The 10,246-nt window shown below is 61.6% G+C and carries 13 protein-coding genes; 11 read left to right on the top strand and 2 right to left on the bottom strand.

Annotated elements, in window-relative coordinates; all coding sequences use genetic code 11:
- The first annotated feature begins 155 nt into the window (after positions 1-155).
- The gene (locus HU736_RS01125; RefSeq protein WP_101318085.1) at positions 156-686 is read left to right on the top strand and encodes an RNA polymerase factor sigma-70; all 531 of its coding nucleotides are present in this window, start codon (positions 156-158) and stop codon (positions 684-686) included.
- Between the two features lie 3 nt (positions 687-689).
- Here the strand turns inward: HU736_RS01125 and HU736_RS01120 are convergent, their stop codons facing one another.
- Complete coding sequence (locus HU736_RS01120; RefSeq protein ID WP_186698852.1) at positions 690-1,493, bottom strand: substrate-binding periplasmic protein; 804 nt, start codon at positions 1,491-1,493, stop codon at positions 690-692.
- A gap of 150 nt (positions 1,494-1,643) precedes the next feature.
- Between HU736_RS01120 and HU736_RS01115 the strand changes: the two genes are divergently transcribed.
- Together HU736_RS01115 and ppnP are read left to right on the top strand one after the other, a co-directional pair.
- The gene (locus HU736_RS01115; protein ID WP_186698741.1) at positions 1,644-2,195 is read left to right on the top strand and encodes a 3'-5' exonuclease; all 552 of its coding nucleotides are present in this window, start codon (positions 1,644-1,646) and stop codon (positions 2,193-2,195) included.
- Positions 2,196-2,271: 76 nt separating this feature from the next.
- The gene (gene ppnP, locus HU736_RS01110; RefSeq protein WP_103436736.1) at positions 2,272-2,556 is read left to right on the top strand and encodes a pyrimidine/purine nucleoside phosphorylase; all 285 of its coding nucleotides are present in this window, start codon (positions 2,272-2,274) and stop codon (positions 2,554-2,556) included.
- A gap of 49 nt (positions 2,557-2,605) precedes the next feature.
- On the opposite strand, the gene HU736_RS01105 is transcribed toward ppnP, so the two are convergent.
- On the bottom strand, positions 2,606-3,298 hold the full coding sequence (locus HU736_RS01105; protein WP_186698738.1) for an alpha/beta family hydrolase: 693 nt from the start codon (positions 3,296-3,298) through the stop codon (positions 2,606-2,608).
- A 49-nt stretch (positions 3,299-3,347) separates the two neighbouring features.
- On the opposite strand from HU736_RS01105, the gene ccoN (HU736_RS01100) reads away from it, so the two are divergent.
- The 8 genes from ccoN (HU736_RS01100) (at position 3,348) to ccoP (HU736_RS01065) (ending at position 10,187) form a co-directional block, all read left to right on the top strand.
- Complete coding sequence (ccoN, locus tag HU736_RS01100; RefSeq protein WP_101318077.1) at positions 3,348-4,772, top strand: cytochrome-c oxidase, cbb3-type subunit I; 1,425 nt, start codon at positions 3,348-3,350, stop codon at positions 4,770-4,772.
- A gap of 13 nt (positions 4,773-4,785) precedes the next feature.
- Positions 4,786-5,394 (top strand): cytochrome-c oxidase, cbb3-type subunit II, encoded by a 609-nt coding sequence (ccoO, locus tag HU736_RS01095; protein WP_101318075.1) that lies wholly within the window; start codon positions 4,786-4,788, stop codon positions 5,392-5,394.
- Positions 5,395-5,403: 9 nt separating this feature from the next.
- Positions 5,404-5,595: a cbb3-type cytochrome oxidase subunit 3 gene (locus HU736_RS01090; protein ID WP_101322973.1), complete on the top strand. Its 192-nt coding sequence runs from the start codon at positions 5,404-5,406 to the stop codon at positions 5,593-5,595.
- Positions 5,592-6,533: a cytochrome-c oxidase, cbb3-type subunit III gene (gene ccoP, locus HU736_RS01085; protein ID WP_103436734.1), complete on the top strand. Its 942-nt coding sequence runs from the start codon at positions 5,592-5,594 to the stop codon at positions 6,531-6,533. Before HU736_RS01090 ends, ccoP (HU736_RS01085) begins: the two co-directional genes overlap by 4 nt.
- Positions 6,534-6,956: 423 nt before the next feature.
- A complete protein-coding gene (gene ccoN, locus HU736_RS01080; protein ID WP_103436733.1) occupies positions 6,957-8,399 on the top strand; it encodes a cytochrome-c oxidase, cbb3-type subunit I in 1,443 nt (480 codons plus the stop codon).
- Positions 8,399-9,007 (top strand): cytochrome-c oxidase, cbb3-type subunit II, encoded by a 609-nt coding sequence (ccoO, locus tag HU736_RS01075; RefSeq protein WP_101318069.1) that lies wholly within the window; start codon positions 8,399-8,401, stop codon positions 9,005-9,007. The genes ccoN (HU736_RS01080) and ccoO (HU736_RS01075) overlap by 1 nt, the downstream gene beginning before the upstream one ends.
- A gap of 5 nt (positions 9,008-9,012) precedes the next feature.
- Positions 9,013-9,210: a cbb3-type cytochrome oxidase subunit 3 gene (locus HU736_RS01070; protein WP_101318067.1), complete on the top strand. Its 198-nt coding sequence runs from the start codon at positions 9,013-9,015 to the stop codon at positions 9,208-9,210.
- On the top strand, positions 9,207-10,187 hold the full coding sequence (gene ccoP / locus HU736_RS01065; RefSeq protein ID WP_103436732.1) for a cytochrome-c oxidase, cbb3-type subunit III: 981 nt from the start codon (positions 9,207-9,209) through the stop codon (positions 10,185-10,187). The genes HU736_RS01070 and ccoP (HU736_RS01065) overlap by 4 nt, the downstream gene beginning before the upstream one ends.
- Positions 10,188-10,246 lie beyond the last annotated feature (59 nt).

The following is a 10,246-nucleotide window of genomic DNA, read 5'->3' as shown; positions in this document are numbered from 1 at the left end:
ATGACTTTGCGAGGGCAGGCTTAGATCAAACACGAATAGATACTCATTAACTTTCGTATTTGACAACCATTATCATTCCGCCTAATTTGTCGCTCGTCGCAGGAAGCGTCCTACCCAAAAGCGCTCCTATTCCTACAAGAGCTAAGGTGATTTCCATGGCGGAACAACTATCCACAAGTAAGTGCGATTCACCCTTACTCCAGGCGTTCGTCGACAATCGCAGCATTCTCCTCAAAATCGCCGCGCGCATCACTGGCTGCCGCTCGCGTGCCGAGGATGTTGTTCAGGACGCCTTCTTCCGGCTCAACGCCGCACCGCAGATCACCTCCTCGATCAAAGCTCAACTCAGTTATCTGTTCCAGATCGTGCGCAACCTGGCCATCGATCACTATCGCAAGCAGGCGATGGAGCTGAGGTATTCGGGCACCGAAGAGGAAGGCATGAACGTGGTGATCGTCAATGCATCGCCCGAGCACACCCACATCAATCTGGCTGCGCTTGAACATATCGCCGATGCACTGAATGAACTGCCCCAGCGCACCCGTTATGCCTTCGAGATGTACCGGCTGCACGGCGTCCCGCAGAAAGACATCGCCAAGGAACTTGGCGTCTCGCCGACGCTGGTCAACTTCATGATTCGCGACGCCCTGATCCATTGCCGCAAAAGCGCCCAGCCCCACACTTGAGGGCTACTGCGGGCTGATCGTCTGGATCTGATAGGGCTGGAAAATCCGCGTCAATTCACCGTTGCTGCGCAGCTGTTGCAACAGCGCGGCAAATGCCTGCGGGCTGATCGGTGCATTCGGGCGCAGCAGTGCGTAATGATGATAAAGCTGATCGACCCGTTCCGAGCCCATCAACTGCTCGCGGCTGGCAGGGTTGCGCGCAAGAAAATCATTGAAATACGACCGCGTTACCAGAGCAATGTCGGCGCGGCCTCGCTGGACCATGAACAGGTTGCTGTCATGCGAGTAGGTCAAGGTCGCATGGTAGTTCGCACTTAGCTGCTGCGGGTCGGCGTTGAAGTCGGCGAAGGCGTAATGATAGCCGTGGTATACAGCCAGACGCTTGCCATGCAGCTCATCGAAGTAGTTCTGGTCCCTTCCCGGCTGGCGCCGCGCGACAAAAATTTCGGCATCTTCCAGGCCCATGTCGACGGCCTGGTGGGCGACCTGTTGCCAGCCCCACTGAGGGTTCTCGAAAATCGCCATGTCGGTGCGCGCTTGCTCCAGGTCGGCAAAGCGCCGCGGAATCGAGGTGGGCACCAGAACGAAGTGGTAGTCCTTTTGCAGCGTGTTGAGCGCCTGTGTCAGTTGCGGCAGCAGGCCACTGTCGGCGCCCCGCTCCGGACGGACGGTGTAAGGCGGAAAATGCGCCGCACCGACGCGCACCTCGATGCCTGCCTCGGGTTCGGCCCAGGCAGGCGCGACGTGCACCAGCAGAGCAACCAGCAACAGCGACGAGAAGGCCTTGAGCCTGGGCAGTGGAATCAACACAGACACTTGCAGACACACCAAACCTTGATGCGCCTAAGCTAGGCGTTTTCTGCAAGCGGCACAACCAGCACATATGCCAAAGTGCCATAGGGTGCCTGTTTGGCCGAGTTTGGCTACTCTCTAGCGAGTCTTGCAAGGGAGCCTGCCATGGCCCATTGGTTAGTGATCGACCTGGAGGCCACCACCGACGACGGTGGCTGGCCGCTCACAGAGATGGAAATCATTGAAATCGGCGCCAGCCTGGTGACGCGGCAAGGCCATGAGGTCGACCAGTTCCAGTGCTTCGTCAAACCAAAAAAACGCCCGCAGTTGACTCCGTTCTGCCGCCAGCTGACCCACATCAGCCAGGCGGACGTCGACGCCGCCGCATGTTTTCGTGAGGCCTGGGCTGGGTTCGAGGGTTGGCTGAGTACGCATGCCGACGAATTGCAAGCCTGGGTCAGCTGGGGCGACTATGACCGACGCCAGCTGCTGCAGGAGTGGCACGACTATAAAGTGCGCAGCGTGCTCCAGGACACCGCCCACATCAACCTCAAGCAGCGCTTCGCCAAGGCCCGCCACCTGCAGCGCCCGGCCGGGCTCAACAGCGCGCTGCAACTGGCCGGCCTGCAGTTCAGCGGCCAGCAGCACCGCGCCCTCGAAGATGCGCGCAACACCGCGCGTTTGCTGCCGCTGAGCCTGCCGGGCGAGAGCCCCTGAAAGCAGATGACGACTCGCTGGGGCTTGGGCATACTGGCCAGCCCCTTTTTCATCCCCCTTTACAGGAGTCGCCCCCATGTTCAAGGTCAACGAGTACTTTGATGGCACCGTCAAGTCGATCGCTTTCGAAGGTACTGAAGGCCCGGCCACCGTCGGCGTCATGGCCCCGGGCGAATACGAGTTCGGCACCGCCAAGCGCGAAATCATGCACGTGGTTTCCGGCGCCCTGACCGTCAAGCTGCCGGGCAGCGACAACTGGCAGGAATTCACCGCTGGCAGCCAGTTCAATGTGCCTGCCGACAGCAAATTCCAGCTCAAGGTCGCGGTCGCAACCGCTTACCTGTGCGAATACCGCGACTGATCCAACGGTCGCATTGGCTCAGCAGGCGCGGCGCCTGCTGAGTTGCTGCTCAGCGCTGGATGAAGCTGGCAACCCGTTCTGCGGTGGTTTGCAGGTGCTGTTCATGGGTGAATCCCGACGCTTTCAGCGGCTTGAGGTCATGATCCGCCGCCGCCAGCCAGCACAGTTCGATGGCTGACGACAGCTGGTATTCCGCGACCGTGTCCCGGTTGCCCAGGGCATCGCGCTCGCCCTGCACAATCAAGGTCGGTGTCTGCAGTTCAGCCAAGTGCGCGACCCGCGGCTTTTCCGGCTTGCCCGCTGCGTAGAACGGATATCCCAGGCACACCAGTGCATCTACCTGCAGTTCATCGGCCAGCAAACTGGCCATGCGCCCGCCCATTGACTTGCCGCCAATCGCCAGCAGCCCTGTGACCAATGGTCGCACCTGTTGATACACCTCGCGCCAGCATTCAAGCAAAACCTTCTGCGGGTTAGGTGGCCGCCTGCCGCCTGTTGCGCGCCGTTCGGCCATGTACGGGAACTCGAAGCGCAGCAGCGCCAGCCCTTGCCCTGTCAGCCTTTGCGCCATGTCGTTCATGAACCCGCTGTCCATCGGTGCGCCAGCACCGTGGGCCAGGATCAAACACCCCACATAGCCCTGCTCGCCACCGGCTTGCGGCAGATCGCAGCGCAAGCCTGAAACATTTGTCACTTGCGCCCATTGATCCCCGTCAATACCGGCATTTTGCCCATCTCTCATTCTTGCCTCGCTGTTTAGTCTGCCTATAACCGTGGATGGGAACCCATACATGAACACAACACCCAGAACCGCCTACAACTACAAGGTGGTCCGCCAATTCGCCATTATGACGGTGGTGTGGGGAATCGTCGGGATGGGGCTCGGCGTTTTCATCGCTGCCCAACTCGCCTGGCCTGCCCTCAACTTCGACCTGCCGTGGACCAGCTTCGGCCGCCTGCGGCCGCTGCACACCAACGCAGTGATCTTCGCCTTCGGCGGCTGCGCGCTGTTTGCCACCTCGTATTACTCGGTGCAGCGCACCTGCCAGACCACCCTGTTCGCGCCGCGCCTGGCGGCATTCTCGTTCTGGGGCTGGCAACTGGTGATCGTGCTCGCCGCGATCAGCCTGCCGCTGGGCTACACCAGCTCCAAGGAATACGCCGAGCTGGAATGGCCGATCGACATCCTGATCACCATTGTCTGGGTGGCCTACGCGATCGTGTTCTTCGGTACGCTGATCAAGCGCACCACCAAGCACATCTATGTGGGTAACTGGTTCTTCGGTGCGTTTATCCTCACCGTGGCGCTGCTGCACATCGTCAACAACCTGGAAATCCCGGTCAGCCTGACCAAGTCCTACTCGGTGTATGCCGGCGCAACCGACGCCATGGTGCAGTGGTGGTACGGCCACAACGCGGTGGGCTTCTTCCTGACCGCAGGCTTCCTCGGCATGATGTACTACTACGTACCCAAGCAGGCCGAACGCCCGGTGTATTCCTACCGGCTGTCGATCGTGCACTTCTGGGCACTGATCACCCTGTACATCTGGGCCGGCCCGCACCACCTGCACTACACCGCTCTGCCTGACTGGGCGCAGTCGCTGGGCATGGTCATGTCGCTGATTCTGCTCGCGCCAAGCTGGGGCGGCATGATCAACGGCATGATGACCCTGTCGGGCGCCTGGCACAAACTGCGCAGCGACCCGATTCTGCGCTTCCTGGTGGTGTCGCTGGCGTTCTACGGCATGTCGACCTTCGAAGGGCCGATGATGGCGATCAAGACCGTCAACGCCTTGTCGCACTACACCGACTGGACTATCGGCCACGTCCATGCCGGCGCGCTTGGTTGGGTTGCGATGATTTCCATCGGTGCGCTGTACCACACCATCCCGAAAATCTGGGGCAAAGAGCGCATGTACAGCATTGGTTTGATCAATGCGCACTTCTGGCTGGCGACCATCGGCACCGTGTTGTACATCGCCTCGATGTGGGTCAACGGCATCGCCCAGGGCCTGATGTGGCGCGCGGTCAACGCCGACGGCACCCTCACCTACTCTTTCGTCGAAACCCTGGTGGCCAGCCATCCAGGCTTCATCGTGCGCTTCGTCGGTGGTGCGATCTTCCTCAGCGGTATGTTCCTGATGGCCTGGAACACCTGGCGCACGGTGCGCGCACCGGATGCAGCCGCCGCCCCTGCGAACGCCCAGTTGGCCTGAGGAGAGTTGCCTGATGAAACATGAAGTCATCGAGAAAAACGTCGGCCTGCTGGCAGTGTTGATGGTGTTGGCCGTCAGTATCGGCGGCCTGACCCAGATCGTCCCGCTGTTCTTCCAGGACGTCACCAACAAGCCGGTCGAGGGTATGAAGCCGTACACCGCACTGCAACTGGAAGGCCGCGACATCTACATTCGAGAAGGCTGCGTCGGTTGTCACTCGCAGATGATCCGGCCGTTCCGCGCCGAGACCGAGCGCTACGGGCACTACTCGGTCGCCGGCGAGAGCGTCTGGGACCACCCGTTCCTGTGGGGCTCCAAGCGCACCGGGCCGGACCTGGCCCGGGTCGGCGGACGCTACTCGGACGACTGGCACCGCGCGCATCTGTACAACCCGCGCAACGTTGTCCCCGAGTCGAAGATGCCGTCGTACCCATGGCTGGTCGCCGACCAGGTCGACAACAGCCACACCGAGACCAAGATGCGCGCCCTGCGCACCCTCGGCGTGCCTTACACCGACGCGGATATCGCCGGTGCCCGTGACGCCGTCAAGGGCCATACCGAGATGGACGCGCTGGTCGCCTACCTGCAGGTGCTCGGCACTGCGATCAAGAACAAGAGGTAAGCAATGGAACTGTCAATTGACATCGGCATGATCCGCGGCCTCGGCACCCTGGTGGTGATGATCGCCTTCATCGGCCTGAGCCTGTGGGTGTTCAACCGTCGCCGTGACCGTGATTTCGCTGAAGCGCGCCTGCTGCCCTTCGACGATGACCGCCTGCCCCCTGCCGGGCAGGAGCCTGCAATGAGGAGTAACGGGCAATGACCACCTTCTGGAGTACGTACATCAGCGTACTGACCATCGGCAGCCTGATCGGCCTGACGTGGCTGCTGCTCAGCACCCGCAAGGGCCAGAGCAAGGACACCACCGACCAGACCATGGGCCACAGCTTTGATGGCATCGAGGAGTACGACAACCCGCTACCCAAGTGGTGGTTCTGGCTGTTCGTCGGCACCCTCGCCTTCGGCGTCGGCTACCTGATCCTGTACCCAGGCCTGGGCAACTGGAAGGGCATCCTGCCGGGCTATGAGAATGGCTGGACCCAGGTCGATGAATGGCAGCGCGAGATGGACAAGGCCGACGCCCGCTTCGGGCCGATCTTCGCCAAGTTTGCCGCCATGCCGGTGGAAGAAGTGGCCAAGGACCCGCAAGCATTGAAAATGGGCGGCCGCCTGTTTGCCTCGAACTGCTCGGTGTGCCACGGCTCGGACGCCAAAGGTGCCTACGGCTTCCCCAACCTGACCGACAGCGACTGGCGCTGGGGCGGCGACCCGGAAACCATCAAGGCCTCGATCATGAACGGCCGCCACGGCGTCATGCCGGGCTGGGCGGAGGTGATCGGTGAGCAGGGCGTGGCGGATGTGGCGGCGTTCGTGCTGACCAACATGGACGGCCGCAAGCTGCCTGAAGGGGTCAAGGCAGATCCAGCCAAAGGCCAGCAGATCTTCGCCAGCAACTGCGTTGCCTGCCACGGACCGGAAGGCAAAGGCACGCCAGTGATGGGCGCACCTGACCTGTCCCATCCACAGGCGTTCATCTATGGTTCCAGCTTCGCCCAGTTGCAGCAGACCATTCGCTACGGCCGCCAGGGCCAGATGCCAGCCCAGGCTGACATTCAGGGCCACGACAAGGTCCACCTGCTGGCTGCCTACGTGTACAGCCTGTCGCAACCGCAACCGGCCCAGACCGTGACCGCCAAGTAATACCCTCGGGGCCGTTTCACGGCCCCGGCTTTCCCCGCTTCTCCCCTCCGCCCACCTCGCTTGCACCCCCTCCGAACACAACTAAGCTAGATGCCAAGGCGGCAACGCCCTACTCGCACGTCCCATAGCGCCTGACGCCGGGCCGACTTTGGGCGGTTCAAGCTACGGCTTTGGGAGGGTATCCGACCTACCCAGACAGGCCCGAAAAAGCCTGACCGATCGATCAGAAAAAGTCGAGAAACGGTACACATAACAAATATTTATTTGTGTACAATCATCCAGGCCCAAGCGCTGCGGGACGGCAGCATGCAGGGTGTGGACACGGGTCGGCGCGAGGAGCCTTGCGTTGCCATACCCCCAGGGGTTACCGATACTGGCGCCGATTTTCAACCAACAAGAATATTCAAACCGTGGAACCTTAGAATGAGCACAGCAATCAGTCCGACTGCTTATAACTATAAGGTCGTCCGCCAGTTCGCCATCATGACGGTGGTCTGGGGGATCCTTGGCATGGGCCTCGGCGTCTTCATCGCCTCGCAACTGGTCTGGCCGCAACTGAACCTCGACCTGCCCTGGACCAGCTTCGGCCGCCTGCGCCCGCTGCACACCAATCTGGTGATCTTCGCCTTCGGTGGCTGTGCGCTGTTTGGCACCTCGTATTACGTGGTGCAGCGCACCTGCCAGACGCGGTTGATTTCCGACAGCCTGGCGGCGTTCACCTTCTGGGGCTGGCAGGCGGTCATCGTCAGCGCTTTGATCACCCTGCCATTGGGTTACACCACCACCAAGGAATACGCAGAGCTTGAATGGCCGATCGCGATTCTGCTGGCGATCGTCTGGGTCACCTACGGCGTGGTGTTTTTCGGCACCATCGTCAAGCGCAAGACCAAGCACATCTATGTCGGCAACTGGTTCTACGGCGCCTTCATCGTCGTCACCGCGATGTTGCACATTGTCAACCACATCTCGCTGCCGGTGAGCCTGTTCAAGTCGTACTCGGCCTACGCCGGTGCGACCGACGCGATGATCCAGTGGTGGTACGGGCACAACGCGGTGGGCTTCTTCCTGACCACGGGCTTTCTCGGCATGATGTATTACTTCGTGCCCAAGCAGGCCGAGCGGCCGATCTACTCGTACCGCTTGTCGATCGTGCACTTCTGGGCGCTGATCACCCTGTACATCTGGGCCGGCCCGCACCACTTGCACTACACCGCCCTGCCCGACTGGGCGCAGTCGCTGGGCATGGTCATGTCGATCATCCTCCTGGCGCCGAGCTGGGGCGGCATGATCAACGGCATGATGACGCTGTCCGGGGCCTGGCACAAACTGCGCACCGACCCGATCCTGCGCTTCCTCGTGGTGTCGCTGGCGTTCTACGGCATGTCGACCTTCGAAGGGCCGATGATGGCGATCAAGACGGTCAACTCGCTGTCGCACTACACCGACTGGACCATCGGCCACGTACACGCCGGTGCGCTCGGCTGGGTGGCGATGATCTCGATCGGCGCCATCTACCACATGATTCCCAAGCTCTACGGCCGGGCGCAGATGCACAGCGTCGGCCTGATCAACGCGCACTTCTGGCTGGCCACTATCGGCACCGTGCTGTACATCGCCTCGATGTGGGTCAACGGCATTACCCAGGGCCTGATGTGGCGTGCGATCAACGATGACGGCACCCTCACCTATTCGTTCGTCGAGGCGCTGCAGGCCAGCCACCCGGGCTATATCGTCCGCGCAGTGGGCGGTGCGTTCTTCGCCTCGGGGATGTTGCTGATGGCCTACAACGTGCTGCGCACAGTACGTGCAGCGGATGCCACAGAAGCTGAAGCCGCCGCCAAGATCGTCGTTGTGGGAGCGCACTGATGAAGCATGAAGCAGTAGAGAAGAACATCGGCCTGTTGGCCTTCTTCATGGTCATTGCCGTCAGCATCGGTGGCCTGACCCAGATCGTCCCGCTGTTTTTCCAGGACGTCACCAACAAGCCGGTCGAAGGCATGAAGCCGCGCACCGCGCTGGAGCTGGAAGGCCGCGATATCTATATCCGCGAAGGCTGCGTCGGCTGCCACTCGCAGATGATCCGGCCATTCCGCGCCGAAACCGAACGCTACGGGCACTACTCGGTGGCCGGCGAAAGTGTCTGGGACCACCCGTTCCTGTGGGGCTCCAAGCGCACCGGGCCGGACCTGGCCAGGGTCGGCGGGCGTTACTCGGATGACTGGCACCGCGCGCACCTGTACAACCCGCGCAACGTCGTACCCGAGTCGAAGATGCCGTCCTACCCGTGGCTGGTCGAGCACAAGCTCGATGGCAAGGACACCGCGAAAAAGCTCGAAGTGCTGCGCACCCTGGGCGTGCCGTACACCGATGCCGACATCGCCGGCGCTGCCGACGCGGTCAGGGGCAAGACCGAGATGGACGCGCTGGTGGCGTACCTGCAAGGCCTTGGCACCATCATCAAAAGCAAACGGTGACGCTGATGGATATCGGAATGATCCGTGGCCTGGGCACCGTGGTGGTACTGGTGGCGTTCGTCGGCCTCGCCCTGTGGGTGTTCAGCCCACGGCGCAAGCGCGACTTCGACGAGGCCACGCAACTGCCTTTTGCCGATGACCCCGAAGCCAGCCAGCACGTCGAGCAAGCGCAAGCAAAAGCGTCTAGGAGCAAACAACAATGACTACCTTCTGGAGCCTGTACGTCAGCGTGCTGACGTTGGGCACGATCTTCGCCCTCACCTGGCTGCTGCTGTCGACCCGCAAGGGCCAACGCGAGGACATCACCGACGAGACCGTCGGCCACGCCTTCGACGGCATCGAGGAATACGACAACCCGCTGCCCAAATGGTGGTTCTGGCTGTTTGTCGGCACCATCATCTTTGCCCTTGGTTACCTGGTGCTGTACCCAGGCCTGGGCAACTGGAAAGGCATCCTGCCAGGCTACAGCTACCTCGATAACGACAAGCAGACCGAGTTCAGCAACGGTGAGGCGGGCTGGACCGGCGTGCACGAGTGGGAAAAGGAAATGGCCAAGGCCAATGCCCGCTTTGGGCCGATCTTTGCCAAGTTTGCCGCGATGCCGATCGAAGAAGTCGCCAAGGACCCGCAGGCGCTGAAAATGGGTGGCCGGTTGTTCGCCTCCAACTGTTCAGTGTGCCACGGTTCCGACGCAAAGGGCGCCTATGGCTTCCCTAACCTGACCGACAGCGACTGGCGCTGGGGTGGCGAGCCGGAGACGATCAAGGCCTCGATCATGAACGGCCGCCACGGCGTGATGCCGGCCTGGGCCGAGGTGCTCGGCGAGCAAGGTGTGGCTGATGTGGCCGCCTTTGTTCTGACCAACCTGGACGGGCGCAAGCTGCCCGAGGGCATCAAGGCAGACCCTGCCAACGGCCAGAAACTGTTCGCCACCAACTGTGTCGCCTGCCACGGGTCCGAGGCCAAGGGTACGCCGGCCATGGGCGCACCTGATCTGACCCATCCGCAGGGGTTCATCTACGGCTCAAGCTTCGCCCAGTTGCAGCAGACCATCCGCTACGGCCGTCAGGGCCAGATGCCGGCCCAGGCCGAGTTGCAAGGCAATGACAAGGTGCACCTGCTGGCCGCCTATGTGTACAGCCTGTCGCAGCAGGAAGCCGCCGAGCCTGCCAAGCCGTAATCCAGCCAGGTCAGCCGAGGCGTTTGCACCTCGGCTGACCTGGATCAATTGACAATCGC

The organism is Pseudomonas shirazensis (genome assembly GCF_014268785.2).
Lineage (GTDB): Bacteria > Pseudomonadota > Gammaproteobacteria > Pseudomonadales > Pseudomonadaceae > Aquipseudomonas > Aquipseudomonas shirazensis.
Note: the sequence above shows the minus strand (reverse complement) of the source record. Positions and strands in the feature narration are given on the sequence as shown.

Coding starts and splice junctions, on each gene's coding strand:
- ccoO (WP_101318075.1), top strand. CDS start 4,786: ATGAAACATGAAGTCATCGAGAAAAACGTCGGCCTGCTGGCAGTGTTG.
- ccoN (WP_103436733.1), top strand. CDS start 6,957: ATGAGCACAGCAATCAGTCCGACTGCTTATAACTATAAGGTCGTCCGC.
- HU736_RS01115 (WP_186698741.1), top strand. CDS start 1,644: ATGGCCCATTGGTTAGTGATCGACCTGGAGGCCACCACCGACGACGGT.
- ccoP (WP_103436732.1), top strand. CDS start 9,207: ATGACTACCTTCTGGAGCCTGTACGTCAGCGTGCTGACGTTGGGCACG.
- ccoN (WP_101318077.1), top strand. CDS start 3,348: ATGAACACAACACCCAGAACCGCCTACAACTACAAGGTGGTCCGCCAA.
- ccoP (WP_103436734.1), top strand. CDS start 5,592: ATGACCACCTTCTGGAGTACGTACATCAGCGTACTGACCATCGGCAGC.
- ppnP (WP_103436736.1), top strand. CDS start 2,272: ATGTTCAAGGTCAACGAGTACTTTGATGGCACCGTCAAGTCGATCGCT.
- HU736_RS01070 (WP_101318067.1), top strand. CDS start 9,013: ATGGATATCGGAATGATCCGTGGCCTGGGCACCGTGGTGGTACTGGTG.
- HU736_RS01125 (WP_101318085.1), top strand. CDS start 156: ATGGCGGAACAACTATCCACAAGTAAGTGCGATTCACCCTTACTCCAG.
- HU736_RS01105 (WP_186698738.1), bottom strand. CDS start 3,298: ATGAGAGATGGGCAAAATGCCGGTATTGACGGGGATCAATGGGCGCAA.
- ccoO (WP_101318069.1), top strand. CDS start 8,399: ATGAAGCATGAAGCAGTAGAGAAGAACATCGGCCTGTTGGCCTTCTTC.